The 17,444-nt window shown below is 67.0% G+C and carries 19 protein-coding genes; 11 read left to right on the plus strand and 8 right to left on the minus strand.

The annotated features are described in order from the left end of the window. Window positions 1–218: 218 nt before the first annotated feature. From aroC to aroQ, 4 genes are all read left to right on the plus strand, one after another. Window positions 219–1,415 (plus strand): chorismate synthase, encoded by a 1,197-nt coding sequence (gene aroC, locus G1H11_RS19475; protein WP_163820275.1) that lies wholly within the window; start codon window positions 219–221, stop codon window positions 1,413–1,415. Continuing rightward, a complete protein-coding gene (locus G1H11_RS19480) occupies window positions 1,412–1,909 on the plus strand; it encodes a shikimate kinase (protein ID WP_163820276.1) in 498 nt (165 codons plus the stop codon). Before aroC ends, G1H11_RS19480 begins: the two co-directional genes overlap by 4 nt. Continuing rightward, window positions 1,902–2,984 (plus strand): 3-dehydroquinate synthase, encoded by a 1,083-nt coding sequence (gene aroB / locus G1H11_RS19485; protein WP_163820277.1) that lies wholly within the window; start codon window positions 1,902–1,904, stop codon window positions 2,982–2,984. The genes G1H11_RS19480 and aroB overlap by 8 nt, the downstream gene beginning before the upstream one ends. A 101-nt stretch (window positions 2,985–3,085) precedes the next feature. Next, window positions 3,086–3,565, plus strand: coding sequence for a type II 3-dehydroquinate dehydratase (aroQ, locus tag G1H11_RS19490; RefSeq protein ID WP_163820403.1), 480 nt, complete (start codon window positions 3,086–3,088; stop codon window positions 3,563–3,565). A 77-nt stretch (window positions 3,566–3,642) separates the two neighbouring features. On the opposite strand, the gene G1H11_RS19495 is transcribed toward aroQ, so the two are convergent. The 4 genes from G1H11_RS19495 to G1H11_RS19510 form a co-directional block, all read right to left on the minus strand. Further along, window positions 3,643–4,113 (minus strand): PIN domain-containing protein, encoded by a 471-nt coding sequence (locus G1H11_RS19495; RefSeq protein WP_163820278.1) that lies wholly within the window; start codon window positions 4,111–4,113, stop codon window positions 3,643–3,645. Between the two features lie 119 nt (window positions 4,114–4,232). Continuing rightward, window positions 4,233–4,535, minus strand: coding sequence for a toxin-antitoxin system HicB family antitoxin (locus tag G1H11_RS19500; RefSeq protein WP_163820279.1), 303 nt, complete (start codon window positions 4,533–4,535; stop codon window positions 4,233–4,235). Between the two features lie 69 nt (window positions 4,536–4,604). After that, the gene (locus G1H11_RS19505) at window positions 4,605–5,297 is read right to left on the minus strand and encodes a GTP pyrophosphokinase family protein (protein WP_163820404.1); all 693 of its coding nucleotides are present in this window, start codon (window positions 5,295–5,297) and stop codon (window positions 4,605–4,607) included. A gap of 206 nt (window positions 5,298–5,503) precedes the next feature. Then, window positions 5,504–5,962 carry a hypothetical protein gene (locus tag G1H11_RS19510; protein ID WP_163820280.1) on the minus strand — a complete coding sequence of 153 codons (459 nt, stop codon included), beginning with the start codon at window positions 5,960–5,962 and terminating at the stop codon, window positions 5,504–5,506. 76 nt (window positions 5,963–6,038) lie between these two features. Between G1H11_RS19510 and G1H11_RS19515 the strand changes: the two genes are divergently transcribed. The 3 genes from G1H11_RS19515 to nusB are packed head-to-tail and all read left to right on the plus strand — an operon-like array spanning window position 6,039 to window position 8,167. Next, window positions 6,039–7,142, plus strand: a complete 1,104-nt coding sequence (locus tag G1H11_RS19515) for a M24 family metallopeptidase (protein WP_163820281.1) — start codon at window positions 6,039–6,041, stop codon at window positions 7,140–7,142. A 42-nt stretch (window positions 7,143–7,184) separates the two neighbouring features. Further along, complete coding sequence (gene efp, locus G1H11_RS19520) at window positions 7,185–7,745, plus strand: elongation factor P (protein ID WP_163820282.1); 561 nt, start codon at window positions 7,185–7,187, stop codon at window positions 7,743–7,745. A gap of 11 nt (window positions 7,746–7,756) precedes the next feature. Next, window positions 7,757–8,167 (plus strand): transcription antitermination factor NusB, encoded by a 411-nt coding sequence (gene nusB, locus G1H11_RS19525; RefSeq protein ID WP_163820283.1) that lies wholly within the window; start codon window positions 7,757–7,759, stop codon window positions 8,165–8,167. Window positions 8,168–8,294: 127 nt separating this feature from the next. On the opposite strand, the gene G1H11_RS19530 is transcribed toward nusB, so the two are convergent. The 4 genes from G1H11_RS19530 to G1H11_RS19545 form a co-directional block, all read right to left on the minus strand. Further along, complete coding sequence (locus G1H11_RS19530; RefSeq protein ID WP_163820284.1) at window positions 8,295–9,317, minus strand: M48 family metallopeptidase; 1,023 nt, start codon at window positions 9,315–9,317, stop codon at window positions 8,295–8,297. Window positions 9,318–9,468: 151 nt separating this feature from the next. Next, window positions 9,469–10,515, minus strand: coding sequence for an ABC transporter ATP-binding protein (locus G1H11_RS19535; RefSeq protein WP_163820285.1), 1,047 nt, complete (start codon window positions 10,513–10,515; stop codon window positions 9,469–9,471). After that, window positions 10,502–11,539 carry an oligopeptide/dipeptide ABC transporter ATP-binding protein gene (locus tag G1H11_RS19540; RefSeq protein ID WP_163820286.1) on the minus strand — a complete coding sequence of 346 codons (1,038 nt, stop codon included), beginning with the start codon at window positions 11,537–11,539 and terminating at the stop codon, window positions 10,502–10,504. The genes G1H11_RS19535 and G1H11_RS19540 overlap by 14 nt, the downstream gene beginning before the upstream one ends. Before the next feature lie 88 nt (window positions 11,540–11,627). Further along, a complete protein-coding gene (locus G1H11_RS19545; RefSeq protein WP_163820287.1) occupies window positions 11,628–12,185 on the minus strand; it encodes a GbsR/MarR family transcriptional regulator in 558 nt (185 codons plus the stop codon). A 325-nt stretch (window positions 12,186–12,510) separates the two neighbouring features. Here G1H11_RS19545 and G1H11_RS19550 point away from each other — a divergent pair, with 325 nt between their 5' ends. From G1H11_RS19550 to G1H11_RS19565, 4 genes are read left to right on the plus strand one after another with little or no spacing between them, the layout of a single operon-like run. Beyond that, on the plus strand, window positions 12,511–14,112 hold the full coding sequence (locus tag G1H11_RS19550; RefSeq protein WP_163820288.1) for a peptide ABC transporter substrate-binding protein: 1,602 nt from the start codon (window positions 12,511–12,513) through the stop codon (window positions 14,110–14,112). A 12-nt stretch (window positions 14,113–14,124) separates the two neighbouring features. Further along, window positions 14,125–15,495: a M14 family zinc carboxypeptidase gene (locus tag G1H11_RS19555; RefSeq protein WP_163820289.1), complete on the plus strand. Its 1,371-nt coding sequence runs from the start codon at window positions 14,125–14,127 to the stop codon at window positions 15,493–15,495. A gap of 14 nt (window positions 15,496–15,509) precedes the next feature. Continuing rightward, a complete protein-coding gene (locus tag G1H11_RS19560; protein ID WP_163820290.1) occupies window positions 15,510–16,436 on the plus strand; it encodes an ABC transporter permease in 927 nt (308 codons plus the stop codon). Continuing rightward, window positions 16,429–17,325, plus strand: coding sequence for an ABC transporter permease (locus G1H11_RS19565; protein WP_163820291.1), 897 nt, complete (start codon window positions 16,429–16,431; stop codon window positions 17,323–17,325). The genes G1H11_RS19560 and G1H11_RS19565 overlap by 8 nt, the downstream gene beginning before the upstream one ends. Window positions 17,326–17,444: the final 119 nt, after the last annotated feature.

Below are 17,444 nucleotides of genomic sequence, written 5' to 3' on the forward strand. Positions count from 1 at the left end.
CGTGCTCCCACCGCGAATCAACCGCCAAAACTCACGCCGCACCTGCACCGGAATCCGCGGACGCCCCATCCTGCAACACCTCCGAAACACAGGGTGTTGCGTTCACCACATGAACCCGAGCCTGGTGTCGCACGAGAAAACATGGTTTACATGATCATTTGGAACCGCCCGGGGTGTGGGCGTCAGGGAGCGGGATGTGGCGTGGGAAGATGGCCATCATGCTCAGATGGCTCACCGCGGGGGAGTCCCACGGCCCCGCGCTCGTCGCAACTCTTGAAGGCCTGCCCGCCGCTGTGGAGATCACCACGAGCGACGTCGCGTCGGCTCTGGCCCGGCGGCGCCTCGGCTACGGCCGCGGCGCCCGGATGTCGTTCGAGGCCGACGAGGTGACGTTCCTCGGTGGTGTACGGCACGGTCGCACCATGGGCGGCCCGGTAGCTGTCCAGGTGGGCAACACCGAGTGGCCCAAGTGGGAGAAGGTGATGAGCGCTGACCCGGTCGATCCGGCGGACCTGGACGGCCTCGCCCGCAACGCGCCGCTGACCCGCCCACGACCGGGCCACGCCGATCTGGCGGGCATGCAGAAGTACGGCTTCGAGGAGTCCCGGCCGGTATTGGAGCGCGCCAGTGCGCGCGAGACCGCCGCCCGCGTTGCCCTCGGATCGGTCGCGGCGGCGTTCCTGGAGCAAGCCGTGGGTGTGCGTCTGGTGAGCCACACCGTCGAACTCGGCACCGTGGCCGTGCCGGCCGGCTCGCCCGTACCAGAGCCGCATGACGTGGAAGCGCTGGACGCCGACCCGTTGCGGTGCCTTCACTCCGAGACCAGCGCCGCGATGGTGGCGGAGGTCGACGCAGCCCGCAAGGACGGAGACACCCTCGGCGGCGTGGTCGAGGTCGTGGCACACGGCCTGCCTCCGGGGATCGGCAGCTACGTGCACGGTGACCGCAGACTGGACGCCCGGCTGGCCGGTGCGCTCATGGGCATCCAAGCCATCAAGGGTGTCGAGGTCGGCGACGGGTTCGAGCTGGCCCGCACCCGGGGCTCCGCCGCCCAGGACGAGATCGAGGCTGTCGATGGCGGCGGTGTCCGGCGCACGTCGGGGCGTTCCGGTGGCGTCGAGGGCGGCATGTCGACGGGTGAGACGATGCGCGTCCGAGCAGCGATGAAGCCGATCTCGACGGTGCCGCGAGCGCTGCGGACCATCGACACCAGCACCGGCGAGGAAGCGCGGGCGCACCATCAGCGCTCGGACGTGTGTGCCGTGCCGGCGGCAGGTGTCGTCGCCGAGGCGATGGTGGCCCTGGTACTCGCGCAGGCCGCGCTGGAGAAGTTCGGTGGCGACTCGGTGCCCGAGACCGCCCGCAACGTGCGGTCCTACCTGGCGTCGATCCCGGAGAGGCTCGCGGTCCGGTGAGCCCGCGGCTGGTTCTGGTCGGCCCGCCGGGAGCGGGCAAGTCGAGCGTTGGGCGGAGGCTGGCCCGGCATCTCGGCGTCGAATTGCGAGACACCGACGCCGACATCGAGCGCACCGCCGGCAAATCGATCACCGACATCTTCATCGACGACGGTGAGCCGGCCTTCCGGGAACTCGAGCGCGCCGCGGTCGCGGCCGCGCTCGCCGAACACGAAGGTGTGCTGGCGCTCGGCGGCGGGGCTGTCGGTCACGCTGAGACCCGAGCCGCGCTGCGCGGCCACACCGTCGTCTTCCTGGATGTGGGGCTTGCCGACGCGGTCGGCAGGGTCGGCTTGAACCGTGACCGTCCGCTGTTGCTGGACAGCCCGCGCGCCCAGCTCAAGCGGCTGCTCGACGAGCGTCGCCCCCTGTACGAGGAGGTCGCGTCGGTCACCGTGGTGACGACAGGACGCAGTATCGACGAGGTCGTGCAGGAGGTGATCCTGCATGTCTGACGCACCGACCCGGATCACCGTGCGCGGCGACGCGCCGTACGACGTCGTGATCGGCACCGGAATGCTGGGCGAACTGCCGGGACTGATCGGCGCGGACGCCCAGCGGGTGGCGATCATCCATCCGGGTGCGCTGCGGACCACGGCCGACGCCGTCCGCGACGACCTCGCCGCACAGGGTCTCGAGGCGCACGCCGTCGAGGTCCCCGACGCTGAAGAGGCCAAGACCGCCGAGGTCGCGGCCTACTGCTGGTCCGTCCTGGGCCGTATCGGCATGACCCGATCCGACGCGATCGTGGGCATCGGCGGCGGTGCGAGCACCGACCTGGCCGGGTTCGTGGCCGCCAGCTGGCTGCGCGGCGTGCGGTGGATTCCCGTGCCCACCACAGTCCTGGGCATGGTGGACGCCGCGGTCGGGGGCAAGACCGGCATCAACACGGCCGAGGGGAAGAACCTGGTCGGCGCCTTTCACCCGCCCGCCGGTGTGCTGTGTGACCTCGCGACCCTGTCCACGCTGCCCAGAAACGAGTACGTCGCCGGCCTCGCCGAGGTGGTCAAGGCGGGGTTCATCGCCGATCCGCGCATCCTCGAGATCATCGAGGCGGACCCGGAGGGCGCCTCACGTCCGGACGGACCCCACGTGCGCGAGCTGGTGGAGCGTTCGGTCCAGGTCAAAGCCGATGTGGTCGGCGCCGACCTCCGCGAGGCGGGGCTGCGCGAAATCCTGAACTACGGGCACACCCTCGGCCACGCGATCGAGAAGGTGGAACGGTATCGATGGCGCCACGGCGCAGCGGTATCCGTCGGCATGGTGTTCGCAGCCGAGCTGGGGCGAGTGGCCGGCCGCCTGGACGACCACACGGCGGACCGCCACCGGACGGTGCTGGAGATGCTGGGCCTGCCGACCGCGTACCAGGCGGAGGCCTGGCCCCGGCTACTCGACGCCATGCGGATCGACAAGAAGAGCCGGGGCGATCGGTTGCGATTCGTGGTCCTCGACGGTCTGGCCAAGCCGGGGCGGCTGGAAGGCCCTGATCCGCAACTGCTCGTCGCCGCTTTCGCGGAAGTGTCGTCGTAGTTCCATCCGGCGGTGGACGGCTTGGTGTGCCGCAGCACATGCTGTCGTCCAGCGCCGGGAACGTCGCCGTTCAATCGTTGCGGCAGAGAGTGGGAATCGAGATGGCGGATATTCAGGAGCCGGGCCGGAAAGCAGGGGAGTCGCCGCGGCGCGTCCTCGTGCTGAACGGGCCGAACCTCGGCAGGCTGGGCTCACGAGAGCCGGAGAAGTACGGCACGGCCTCGTACGACGAGCTGGTGAAGCGCTGTGAGCTGTTAGGCCTGGAGCTGGGCTTCTCGGTCGAGGTACGGCAGACCGACGACGAGGCAGAGCTGGTGGGGTGGCTGCACCGTGCTGCCGACGAGAGCACGCCCGTGGTGCTCAATCCGGCGGCGTTCACCCATTACTCGTACGCCCTGCGCGATGCCTGCGCTCAGCTCACGGCGCCCCTGATCGAGGTGCACATCTCCAACCCGGCTGCTCGTGAGGAGTTCCGTCACACGAGCGTCGTGGCCGCGGTGGCGACCGGCAGCATCGCGGGATTCGGCCTCGGCTCCTACGATCTCGCCCTGCGTGCGCTCGCGGGGCTGGCTGTAGCCTGACCGGCCGGCCGGCCAGGGGCTGACCGGTCGTGCGCGTGCCGCGCATCGACGCGCGCTGCGCACTGGGCGGGGCGCGGTCAGTTCGGGAGGGGAACCGGCAAGGGAACGAAGCCGAGCGCGCGGGCGGCATGCCGCTGGGCGTCGCAGAACGTGGCGAAACCGATCTCCTCGCCCGGTTCGGCCAGGGGACGGGCGGCGAGGTCGGCGACGGCGAGGTGCATGGCTTCGAGGGTGCGCACGGCATAGTGGCGCACGATGGTGAGGGCCGAGCTCTCCGTGGCCGTCGGATCCGGGCGGGTGAGGTTGAGCGGGCCGTCGGGTGAGACTTCTTCGTACAGCTTCTCGATCAGCACGTCGATGTCCGGCATGCGCTTGGCTTTGCGGGCCCGGAACAGGGTGGACATGACCTCCACCACGGTGAATGTGGCGGTGATCAGGACTGTGTTCCCCTCGATCAGGGCGCGCGCCTGCTGATGGCCCGGCTCGTCGGCCAGGTAGGAATGAACCAGGACCGACGAATCCACATAGACGAGTGCTGCCTCTGCCACCCTTGCCCCTCTCGGACGCCCCGTGCCGGCTACTCCGGCCCGAGCGGCTCGGGCCGCCGCGGGATGTCCCGCGGATCGGTGGCTTGCCCCGGTTGCCACCGCTCGACGCTGACTCGCGATCAGCGTCCGTCGGACCAGAGTTCTTCGACGACCGGTCCGATGCCCTCGGTTTCTTTCAGTGCTGCCGTGAACCGGTCCGCCGCGACCGGTGGTGCCGGAGTTTCTACCAGAACTCCCAGCTCGCGGGCCTTCTCACGCAGCCGGTACCGCCGCGTGGTGATGCCGTTGGACGGTCCTGGTGGCGGAGCGGCCGCTTGCAAGGCCTTGTTCGCCAGCGCGTTGACCGAAACCCCTTCATGCTTGGCCTTGGCGGTGAGCCGGGCGTGAAGGTCGTCGGGGATTCGAACCAGAAGCTGGCGCATGGGACGATGCTAGCACCAAGTTGATAGCAGTGCTAGTTCCAATTTGCTATCAGTGCGGTCGGCGGCCTATCAGTCGTCGGTGAAACGGCTTCGCACGTTCCTCAACTGCTGGAGGACGTGGTCGCGAGGAACCAGGTCCGGGCCGGTGGTGGTGCTCAGGCCACGGTCCTGTTCTTCCGCAGGGGCGTCGAGCTGCTGAACCTCGTGGTGCAGCCGCTCCATGGTGTCGTCCAGATGTGCGGCTGTCTCGGCGGCCGCGGCGAGATCCTGGAGGAGCTCCGGCGGGATCTCCTTGCGGTACTTGTAATAGATCTTGTGCTCCAGGCTCGCCCAGAAATCCATCGCGATGGTCCGGATCTGCACCTCGACATAGACGGGGATCACGCCGTCGGACAAGAAGACCGGGATTTCCAGGACGCCGTGGAGGCTGCGGTATCCGTTGGGCTTGGGCTTGGTGATGTAGTCCTTGACCCGCACCACCCTGATGTCCTGCTGGCTGGAGAGCATGTCGAAGATCCGGAATGTGTCTGAGACGAAACTGCACGTCACCCGCACACCGGCGATATCGGTGATGGTTTCACGGATCGCGTCGAACGACGGGTAGGTGCCCTTGCGCTCAATCTTGTCGAGGATGCTCTCCGGAGATTTCAGGCGGGCGGAGACGTGCTCGATCGGGTTGTAATCGTGCAGGTGGCTGAACTCTTCGCGCAGGATCGAGATCTTCGTGGTGATCTCATCCATCCCGAACTTGTATCGCATCATGAACCGCGTGAACTCATCGCGTAGCTCCTTCAGCTCGGCCAGCGCGAGGGTGTCCGGCAAGGAGAGCGGGCTGTCCGGCGCGGATCCGATGGACTGCTCCACCGATTGACGACCGAAGTGCGACGACGTGGAACTCACGTGTTCAGCCTACGCATCCGGCGCTGTGAACGGACTGAGCTTCACCGCCGAGCGGGACGTGGACATGGTCACAGTGCGTTGACGAACCGGCGGGCATCGCGGACGTTCATGCCGGTGCGGTCACGAAGCAGCTGGATGGCGGCGGTGCGTTTGACCGGGTCCTGGGCCACCAGCGCGTGTAGCCGGCCCAGGAGTTCGTCGTCGATAACGGCACTGCGGCCGGTCTCGGAGGCGTTCGCCGCAGCGGACGGATCCGGGAACACGCGGCCCACCATCAGGGCGTGCACCACCAGTGTCGCCTCGTGGGGGGACAGCTTCGCCTGCTTGCGCAGTAGCTTGATCGCCTGCTCGGTGTGGCCCTGCGACGCGAGGGTGCGCATCTGGGCTTGCAGGTTCACGTCGAGCTCGATGTCGGGCAGTTCGGTGTTCTCCACCGGCTTGCCGCTGCGGTCCGCGCCACGCTTGACGATGACAACGCTGACCGCGATTGCCAGACAGACGACGACGATCAAGCCAGCCTCGACCATGATCAAAATGGTAGCCGATGTCCGTGCCGGGGGAGGACCGATCGCGGGAAAACGTTGATGCACATAGGGTCGGGCTATGCCCGATTCCCATGCCAAGCGCCGCGATCGTCTCGCGGCCCACCTTGCCGCGACGGAGTACGACGCCGCCCTGATTACCCGCCTGGTCAACGTGCACTATCTCACCGGTCTCAAGAGCAGCAACGCGGCATTGCTGGTGACCCCGGACGGCACGGCGACGCTCGCCACGGATGGCAGGTACGCCACGGCGGCGGCTGCGGACGCGCCCGACGTGGAACTGGTGGTGGCGCGCGGGGTCGCCGTCGAGCTGGCCAAACGCGCTGTCTCCGGTGGCCCGGCGCAGCTGGCGGTCGAGGCTCACGACATGACCCTCGAGTTGTCCACGACAGTCCAGACCGAGCTCGACCAGGCGGCGCCCGGCTCGCGGATGGTCCCACTCGGGCACCAGGTGGAGGAGTTGCGCGCCATCAAGGACGATGCCGAGGTGGACGCGTTGCGCACGGCATGCCACATCTCGGGCACGGCATTGGAGGCGCTGCTGGACGGGCCGCTCCTTGGGCGCTCGGAGAAGGCGATCGCCCGGGATCTGGAGTGGCGGATGTTCGAGGCCGGTGCCGACGGCGTGGCGTTCGAGACCATCGTGGCAGCAGGGCCGAACAGCGCGGTGCCTCATCATCGGCCCACTGACCGGGTCGTCGAGCGCGGCGACTTCCTGAAGATCGACTTTGGTGCCGCCTACCGCGGATACCACGCGGACTGCACGCGGACGGGCGTCGTCGGCGCCGCACCCGCGGACTGGCAGCGGGAGATTTACGAGATCGTCGCCACGGCGCAGCGGGCCGGCACCGAGGCGGTCGTGGCGGGAGGCGATTGCCTCGGCGTGGACACCGCCGCACGCACGGTGATCGACGACGCCGGTTATAAGGAGCAGTTCGGCCACGGTACCGGGCACGGAGTGGGCCTGGAGGTACATGAGGCGCCTACGCTGGGATACTCGGCAACGGGTACACTGGCCGATCGCATGACGGTGACTGTCGAGCCCGGCATCTATCTGCCAGGCCGTGGCGGCGTTCGGATCGAGGACACGCTCGTGGTTCGGGGCGCGGACGGTCCGGAGCTGCTCACACCGCCGACCAAGGACCTGCTTGTCCTCGACGCCTAGCGTCGGGTGCGGGCGAGATGACGAAGAAGAGGCACTTCAAACGTGGCGACCACAAACGACCTGAAGAACGGCCTGGTCCTCAACCTGGACGGCCAGCTGTGGACCGTGATCGACTTCCAGCACGTGAAGCCCGGCAAGGGCGGTGCGTTCGTGCGGACCAAGCTCAAGCACGTGCTGTCCGGCAAGGTAGTGGACAAAACGTTCAACGCCGGCGTCAAGGTCGAGACTGCCAGCGTCGACAAGCGGGAGATGACCTATCTCTACCGCGACGGTGACGCGTTCGTCTTCATGGACACGCAGTCCTACGAGCAGATCCACGTGCCGGCCGAGACCGTTGGGGATGCCGACAACTTCCTGCTGGAGAACCAGGATGCCGTGATCGGCCTGTACGAGGGCAACCCGCTGTTCGTCGAGCTCCCGGCGTCGGTGGTGCTGACCATCGAGTACACCGAGCCCGGCGTCCAGGGTGACCGATCGACCGGCGGCAACAAGCCCGCGCGGCTGGAGACCGGCCACGAGATCGCGGTTCCGCTGTTCATCACCACGGGCGAGAAGGTCAAGGTGGACACTCGGGACGGTTCTTACCTCGGCCGAGCGTCCTGAGCCGAGGGAATATGCCCGCACGCACTCGTGCCCGGAAGCGGGCCCTTGACATCCTCTTCGAGTCGGAGCAGCAAGGGCTCGCCCTCGGCGCCACACTGGCCCGCAGGATGGCGACGGCCGAGCAGCCGCTGAACGAATACACGATCGCCCTCGTGGAGGGCGTCAACGTGCATCAAGAGCGGATCGACGAGCTTCTGTCGACGTATTCCGAAGGCTGGACGCTGGATCGGATGCCGGCCGTCGATCGCAACGTGTTGCGCATGGGAGCCTACGAGATCCTCTTCCGCGACGACGTCCCCGATCCGGTCGCGATCAGCGAAGCCGTGAATCTGGTCCGCGACCTCTCCACCGACGAGTCGCCCACCTTCGTCAATGGCCTGCTCGCGCGCCTGATCTCGGTCAAGCCGACCCTGAGCCACTGAGCTGGCCCGACCGCGCCCTCTTGATCTTCCCGACCCGGGTGTGATCGGCCGGAATTGCGACGGCGATCTTCACGACCCGGGAATGATCGGCCGGACCGAACGCCCTACCTCATTGGGGCTGTCTGAGTTACTCGTTGGGGCGGCCGCGGTTGAAGATGTTGTCGAAGATCTTCCCGCTTGCTTCTTGCGCGCCGCCGGCGACGTCACGAAGGATCTTGATGAGCGGGTCCGCCGACCGGGCCCAGGCCTCCTGGTAGGACTTCGCCGCGTTCTTGGCTTCCTGGCTGATCGAGGCATTGGCGTCGTCGCTTCGCCGCGCGTAGTCTCCGGCGAGAATCCGGCTGTACTCGCCGGAGCTCGCCCAATGGTCCAGCTCAGCGAGGCGAACGACGGCGTGCGGATGGGTGCGGCCCATCAGGCTGAGCAGCTTGAGCAGGCCGTCTCGTGCGTCTTCGGCGGCGTCGTACTCGCGGGCTTGCTGCAGGAACGCTTCGATGTCCATCTCGGCGAGCCTCGACCCGCCGGCGAGCTTCATCAGCGTGCGCTTGGCGGCCTCGGGGTCCTGCAACGTGAGCAGGCCGGCGCGGTCACACGAGAGCTCGGACTTGCGATGCCACTCTTCGAGGGCCAGGACGATGGCTCGCAGGCCCAGGTAACCGCCGGGAAGCCATGCGATGCGCATAGCCAGGTTGGTGAGTGCGAGCAGCAGCGTTCGGTACACGGCGTGACCGGAGAGGATGTGGCCTGTCTCGTGCCCGATGACGAAGCGGCGTTCCTCGGCGTCGAGAAGGTCGAACAAACCCGTGCTGACCACGATAAACGGCCTGTCCTTGCCGATGGCCATGGCCGACGGCACCGGGTCGAGGACCACATACAGATCCGGGACGCTGGGCAGATCGAGAATGTGTGCCGCGTCGACGACGTCCTGGTGCACGTCGGCGAACTGTGTCTCGCCGACCCGCACGGCACCGGCCAGGAAGTGCAGTCGTAACGAGCGTTCGCTGAAAAGGCCGGCCATCTTGCGCAACACGGTGTCGAAGCCGCGCAGTGAACGCAATGCCGTGAGCGCACCGCGGTCAGCCGGATGCTCATAGGCGCGGGAGCTGATGTCGGGGAACCGTGTACGGGTGCGGTCAGGCGTCGTCGGCATGACGCCATCGTAGGCACAGATGCCGACAGTGTCCTCATCCCGGCGTGGCGAGAGCTCCCACGCCGCGCCGGGGGTAAGTGGCACGGCCGGCGGTGACGGCTGCGTGATTTGCTCGGTCGTTACCAGGCCGCTGAGCCCAGGGCCTGCGCCGTCAGTCGCGATGGACGACGACGTCGTCCCGGACCGCGGCATAATGGCAGGCAGTGTCGTGGTCGGTGCCCGGCCTGGACACGAAAAGTGGTTCCTCCTCGGCGCACGTGTCGGTCGCTTTCCAGCATCTGGTCCGGAACCGGCAGCCACTGGGTGGATCGGCCGGGCTGGGTGGATCGCCCGCGAGGATGATCTCCTGGCGCTGCCCCCGGACCGCCGGGTCCGGGACGGGAACCGCCGAGAGCAGCGCCTGGGTGTAGGGGTGAGCCGGGCGTTCGTAGATCTGCTCGTCGGTCCCGGTCTCGACGATCTTGCCCAGGTACATCACGGCCACCCGGTCAGAGATGTGCCGCACGACGGAGAGGTCGTGAGCGATGAAGATGTAGGAGAGGCCGAACTCGTCCTGCAGGCTGGCCAGGAGGTTCATCACCTGTGCCTGGACGGACACGTCGAGCGCGGAGACCGGCTCGTCGCAGATGATGACCTCGGGTCGCAGCGCCAGTCCGCGGGCGATGCCGATCCGCTGCCGCTGGCCACCGGAGAACTGGTGCGGGTAGCGATTGATGTGTTCCGGGTTCAGCCCGACGACGTCGAGCAGCTCCTGGACTCGCCGACGCCGGCTGCCGCGTGGCTCCACCTCGGGATGAATGTCGAACGGCTCGCCGACGATGTCCCCGACGGTCATCCGGGGATCGAGTGACGAGTAGGGGTCCTGGAACACGATCTGGATGTTGCGGCGCAGCGCACGCATCGCCTTGCCGCTGAGGTCGTAGATGTTCTGGCCCTTGAACCGCGCCTCGCCCCGGGTCGGTTCTTCCAGGCGCATGAGGAGCTTGGCGAGGGTCGACTTGCCACAGCCGGATTCGCCGACGACGCCGAGCGTCTCACCTTGGCGCAGCTCGAACGAAACCCCGTCCACGGCCTGCACGCTGCCGGTGTGGCGCCTGAAGACCCCACCCGTCCGAAGCGGGAAATGCTTGGCGAGGTCCCGGGCCTCGAGCAGGATCGGTCCGCCGGACGACGACGGAGACGCGTCAGCGTGTTCCATTCAGAACCTCCGCGGAGAAGTGGCAAGCGCTCGACCGACCGGGATTCACAGTGATCAAGGGCGGGCGATCCTCGCGGCAGAGCTGTTCCGCGGCCGGGCAGCGGGGATGGAACTCGCACCCCGGCGGGATGTTGGTCAGGGCCGGCGGAAGCCCGGCGATCGCGGAAAGGTCCTGTCCCTTGAGGTCCACCCGGGGAACCGATCGCAGCAGGCCCCGTGTGTACGGGTGGGCTGGCGTGGCGTAGATGCGATCGACCGGCGCCTGTTCGACGATCCTGCCCGCGTACATGACGGCGATCCGATCCGCGACATCGGCCACGACGCCGAGATCGTGCGTGATGAGGATCAGTCCCATCCCGCTGTCCTGTTGCAGCTCCCGCAGCAGCTTCATGATCTGCGCCTGAACCGTGACGTCGAGTGCGGTGGTCGGCTCGTCGGCGATCAGCACCGCGGGATCGAGTGCGATCGCCATCGCGATCATGATCCGCTGGCGCATACCCCCAGAGAACTGGTGGGGATAGTCGCGGACCCGGTCTCTGGCCGCGGGGATGTGTACGCGGTCCATCAGCTCGATCGCTCGTTTGCGGGCATCGGACCGGGACGATCCATGGTGTACGCGGAACATCTCGGCGATCTGCCACCCGACCGGGAACACCGGGTTCAGAGCGGACAGCGCGTCCTGGAAGATCATCGCGATGCTCTGCCCCCGGATCGCCTGCCGTTCCCGTTCCGGCAGGGTGAGGAGGTCCTTGCCGCGGAATCGCACAGCGCCGTTCGTCACAAAGCCAGGCGGGCTGTCGACGATCCCCATGATCGCCTGGGCGGTGACGCTCTTGCCGGAACCGGACTCGCCGAGCACGGCGAGCGTCTCCCCCTGCTCGACGTGATAGCTCACGCCATTGACCGCATGGGAGACGCCGTCTCGAGTGCGGAATTCGACATGCAGGCCGTCGACCTCCAGCAATGGGCTGTCCCCGGCAGCCGGAGCATGCGGCGCAGAGGAGGGGTCCGTGGTCGTGGACACGCGAGATCGAGTCCTTCCTGGGCTCCGGCGTCGTGGGGTCGTCTGGACGTGCCGTCAGCCGTCAGCCGGCCGGCGGACGTTGTGGCTGTTACTGGCGTTTCTGGGCGTCGCGCTCGCGCTTGTGCCTCTCCCACGCGTCCAGCATCTGGCCGTGGTGATAGTCGCGTAGCCACACAAGGTAATCGCGCATGTTCTCCAGCCGTTTGCGGGGACCTTCCTCGTTGCCTCCGAGCGCGGACAGGATGTCCTCGACTCCGCGGGCTCGCAGAATGAGGTACTGGTGCTCGGTGGCGAGGAACGTGCCGAAGACGTCGTCCTCGACCCGGTAGTAGTGGCTCCTATCCCCGGGGACCGTGACCCGCTTGATGAAGCCGGCCTGGCCCAACGCCCGGGTAGCCGCGGAGATGGACCCGGCACTGGCTCGTAGCGACTCGATGAGTTCGGCGGTTGAGACGTGCGGCGCGTTGCTCATCACCAGGTAGCCGAGCACGCGCCCTTCCATTCGGGGCCAGCCCCGGTCGTTGAACAGGACGCCGATCTCCTCGGCGTATCGGGCGCGTTGGTTGTCGTCCAGACGATCCGCACCCGGGACGGGGGCGCTGTCGGTGGACGACGTGCCGGCGAGGTCGTTGTGCGAGGCCGCCATTGGTCTCCCTTCTCGTCCGTAGAGACATGCTGCCGTATTCAGAAGAGGGACATGCACAAGAGGCTCTCCGGCTCCTCCGACAGTCGCCCGCTGAATGCGCGCGCCCGAACGTCGCCGCCGGACTTGTCCACATCCCACATGGTCGGGCATGGATCATTGCGAAGGCCAGTGGGTGGCGTTACAAGTAGGTTTCAATTTCTACTGAAACTTCCGAGACTTACGTTACTACAGTATGTTCGGTCTCCAACAGATCGGCGCAGTCACGTGTACGTCGGATCGTCAGCCGAAACCGGCGCGGACTTCCCGTCGCGAATAAGGAGCAGCTATGACCAAGTGGCGAAGTATGTTCGCCATCACCGCAGGTGCCCTGCTCGTCGTGAGCGCCTGCAGTTCAGAAGACGAACCGGAGGACGCCGCGGGATCTACCGGCGGCACGTTCTCCGTCGGCACCGATGAACCGGATCACCTCACGGCCAACCGGATGACCGGAGCGTTCGACGAGGTATGGGCGCTTTACGCGCCGCTCACCAAGTTTGCGGACACCGCCGAGCTGCAGTACGTCCAGGCGGAGTCGGTGGAGAGCGACGACGCCACTACCTGGACGATCACCATCAAAGACGGCTGGACCTGGCACAACGGCGAGCCGGTCACGGCGCAGAATTACGCCGACGCCTGGAACGCCACCGCGTACGGACCGAACGCCTGGGGAAACAACGGCCAACTGTCGAACATCGAAGGATACGACGAGCTCAATCCCACCGAAGGCGAGCCGACGGCGGAGGAGCTGTCCGGCGTCGAGGTCGTCGACGAGCGTACCCTGCGCGTGACGCTGAAGACCGCGGACAGCCAGTTCCCCTACAAGCTGTCCCAGCCAGGCTTCGTCGCCTTGCCCGAGGTCGCCTTCGATGACCTCGACGCCTACGACGAGGCCCCCATCGGCAACGGCCCGTTCATGATGGACGGCACCTGGGAGCACGACGTCGAGATCCGGATGGTGAGATACGACGACTACCAGGGCGACGACCAGCCGAACGCCGACGAAGTCATCTTCCGTATCTACAGCGACGCCAACACCGCGTACACCGACGCCATCGGCGGACAGGTCGACATCGTCTCGGTTCCGCAGACCCGCCTTCGCCAGGTCGAGCAGGACTTCGGTGACCGGTTCATCCCGTTCCAGGCCGTCCGGCTGGACTGGCTCGGATTCCCCCTGTGGGATGAGCGTTACCAGGACATCAAGGTCCGGCAGGCCATCTCGATGGCGATCGACCGGGACGAGGTCAACGACGCGATCTTCGCCGGTGTCTACACCCCCGCGTCGTCGTTCCACGGTCCGAACGCCATCGGTGGCGGCACCGAAGGTCTCTGCGGAGAGTTCTGCGAGTTCAACCCGGAACGCGCCAACGAACTGCTCGACGAGTCGGACTGGGAAGGTTCCACCCTTGAGCTGTGGTTCCCTGGCGGAGTCGGCTACGAGCAGACCTTCGAGGCCCTGGCCAATCAGGTCCGGCAGAACCTGGACGCGATCGATGAGGTCGAGCTGAAGACCCAGCCAGGGTTCCCGGCATTCATCGAAGCCCTCGAGGATGAGACCGTCACCGGGATGTTCCGTGGCGGCTGGGGCTCGCTCTACCCGAGCATGCAGAACCAGCTCAGCGCGGTATGGGCCTCGACGGGTGACGCTCGTGCGGGCGCGGGCGGGTACGTGGAGCCAGAGGTGGACCAGCTCATCCTGGCGGCCAACGCGGCGCCGTCCGAGGACGAGGCGGCGGCGCTCTACCAGGAGGCGGAGGCCCGGGTCTTCGAGGACTTCCCCGCTGTCCCGCTGTTCTACGCGACGTACAACTTCGCGCACAGCGAGAACGTGTCCAACGTGATCATCGGCTTCAGCCAGATCGAGCTGACCCAGGTCGTCGTCAACGAGTAGGAGAGCACCACCGTGTTATTGACTCCGGCCCGGGCCGGCCAGGAAGCGCTGCAGGTCATCCCCGAGTTCGGCACCATCCCCGGTGTCGACGAGCTCAACCGTGAGTTCGCCGAGATCGCCGAACGTGCGGGAACCGCGCTCCGGCGGATCGGCACCTCGCGCCTGGGGGAGCCGCTCTGGGCGCTGACCGTCGGCTCCGGGCCGGCCCATGCGGTCGTGTTCGGGGGCGTCCATCCGAACGAGCCGATAGGCGCTCTGACCGCCACCCACCTGGCGCGGACTCTGGTGGAGGACTCGAGCCTGCGCGAGGCACTCGGCTACACGTGGCACATCGTGCCGTGCATCGACCCGGACGGTGCCCGGCTGAACGAAGGCTGGTTCGGTGGGCCGTTCACCCGGGGCCACTACGCCAGGCACTTCTACCGGCCGGCTGGGCGCGAGCAGGTGGAATGGACCTTCCCCTTCGCTTACAAGAACGCCTATTTCGATCGCATGATGCCGGAGACGGTCGCCCTGATGCGGCTGATCGACGACACCGAGCCGGCGTTCATGTGCTCGTTGCACAACGGCGAGCACGGCGGGGTGTACTACTACGTGTCCAGGGAGACGCCGGGCCTGTACGAGCACCTGCAGGCGATTCCCGCGGCGCTGAACCTTCCACTCGACACCGGTGAGCCGGAGATGCCCTATATCCGGCGTTTGGCGGACGCGATCTTCCGGATGAGCCGCACCGAGGAGGCGTACGACTTCGCCGAGTCCGCCGGACTCGACCCGTCCGAGGTGGACATCGGCGGCTCGAGCTCCGCGTATGCCGAGAAGTACGGGACACTCTCTCTGGTGACGGAGGTTCCGTACTGGTCGCATCCGGACGCTGACGACAACACCCCCGCTGGCACGAGCTACGCGGACGCCCTGAGCAGGCGGGCGGACGGGCTGGCGGATCTTGGTGAGGTCCTCGAGAACGCGCTGCGCGCGGTGGAGCCCGACCTGTCCGTGGAGTCGCCATTTCTGCGCGCCTCGCGGGCCTTCATCCCAGCCTTCAGCCGGGGCGCGCAGCAGGAGCGGTACCGCGCCGGCCAGCCGGACGCGGATCGGCCCGCCACTAAGGCGGAGCTGTTCGGATGCCTCGACCGGGTGCACTGCTTCCGGCTTCGCTACGGCGGCATGCTCCTGCGTGCTCTCGACGGGGAACTGGCCATCGGGAACGGCACGCCTGCCATCCGTGCCCAGCACGCCGCGCTGGCCACGGCCTACGATGCGTGGGTGTCCGAGGCTGAGGAAGGAACCACGTCCACGCTGATCCCCCTGGGCGACCTTGCCGCCGTGCAGTACGCGGCGATCCTGACGACCAGTGTGTACGCCGTCGCTGAACCACCGGCCTGAGCGGGAGCGTGACGATGGGCCGATACGTCCTCTCCCGGCTAGCCCAGTTGATCATTGTCTTCATCGGCGTGACGCTGCTGATCTACCTGGCCGTCTGGGCGCTGCCCGGAGATCCGATCCGGGCCATGGCCGGAGACCGCCCGCTTTCGGAGAGCGTGATCCACGCCATGCGTGAGCGGCACAACCTCAACGATCCCGTCCTGATCCAGTACGGGAAGTACATGGCCAACCTGTTGACCGGAGACTTCGGCACCGACTTCAACGGCCGGTCGGTCTCGGATCAGATGGCGCAGCGGTGGCCGGTGTCGGTGCGCCTGGCCCTCACCGCCTGGGTGCTGGAGGTGGTGGTCGGCATCACGCTCGGCGTAGTCGCCGCGCTCCGTCGCGGCAAATGGGCGGACTACACCATCCTCCTGTTCAGCATCGCGGTGATCTCCATCCCGGTGTTCGTCCTCGGATACACGGCCCAACTCGTCCTGGGCGTGCACCTGGGCATGTTCCCCGTGTCCGGGATCTCGGACGGATGGCCGCGCAGCTACATCCTGCCCGCGGTCATCACGGCCACCTTTGGTATCGCGACCGTGGCCAGGTTGGTGCGGGTGAGTGTGCTGGAGAACCTGCGCGCGGACTACGTGCGGGCAGCGTTCGCCAAGGGACTTTCCCGCCGCCGCGTCGTCTCGGTGCACGTGCTGCGAAACTCGCTGATCGCGGCGGTGACGCTGCTTGGCGTGAACCTCGGGTTCCTGCTCGGCGGATCGATAGTGATCGAGGGCATTTTCAACATGCCCGGGGTGGGGCAGCTGCTGTTCCGTTCCCTGCAGGCCCAGGAGGGCGCCGTCGTGGTGGGCGTAGCCACGGCGCTGGTCCTGGTCTTCCTGCTCGCCAATCTCGTCGTCGACCTGCTCTACGGCGTACTCGACCCGAGGATCCGGCATGAGTGAGCACGAGGTTCAAGCCGTCGACGACACCGCCGCGAAGGCGACCCTCCTCGGCGACGCCTGGCGAGACCTGCGCCACAACCCGCTGTTCCTGGCGAGTGGATTCGTCGTCGCCGTGATGGTCCTGATGGCGGCGTTCCCCAACGTGTTCTCCGGATGGTTCGGCAACGGTGACCCGCGCGTCTGCGACCTCGGCCGCAGCGGGGACGGGCCGGCGAGTGGGCATCCGTTCGGCTTCGACAAGCAGGGCTGCGACGTCTACGCGAACGTGATCCACGGTGCGCGAGCTTCGATCAGTGTGGGTGTGCTGGTGACGACCTTCTCACTCCTCCTCGCAATCACCCTGGGCAGCGTCGCCGGCTACCGGGGACGCTGGCTCGACGCACTGATCAGCAGGATGGCCGACGTGTTCTTCGGCTTCCCGTTCATCCTCGGTGCCCTGGTGGTGCTGAACAGCCTGGGTACGCGCAGCATCTGGACGGTTTCCGCGGTACTCGCCCTGTTCATGTGGCCGACGATGACCCGCCTGATGCGCTCGTCGGTGCTGTCCGTCAAACAGATGGACTACGTGCAGGCCGCCCGGGGCCTCGGTGCGGGAGGCTGGCGCTTGGTACGCCGCCACATCCTTCCCAACGCGGTGGCGCCGGTGATGGTGATGGCCACGATCACCATCGGGACGGCGATCGTGGCCGAAGCGGTTCTCACCTTCCTGGGAGTGGGACTCCAGGCGCCGGCGATCTCGTGGGGCCTGCAGCTGTCCAACGCGCAAACCGACTTCCAGATGTCGCCTCACCTGCTGATCTACCCGTCGATCTTCCTGAGCCTGACGGTGCTCAGCTTCATCGTGCTCGGTGACACGATCAGGGAGGCCTTCGACCCGCGGATGCGCTAGGCGCCTGCGCAGCGCACATGGATCAGGTGACTCAACGGTCCATCTGCGAGGATTTTCGTCGTCTGATCCAGGGGCGAACGCGCGGTGGTGACGACGAGCACATCGAGTCCGCCAGCGTG

It is taken from the genome of Phytoactinopolyspora alkaliphila (genome assembly GCF_010550695.1).
Taxonomy (GTDB): Bacteria; Actinomycetota; Actinomycetes; order Jiangellales; family Jiangellaceae; genus Phytoactinopolyspora; species Phytoactinopolyspora alkaliphila.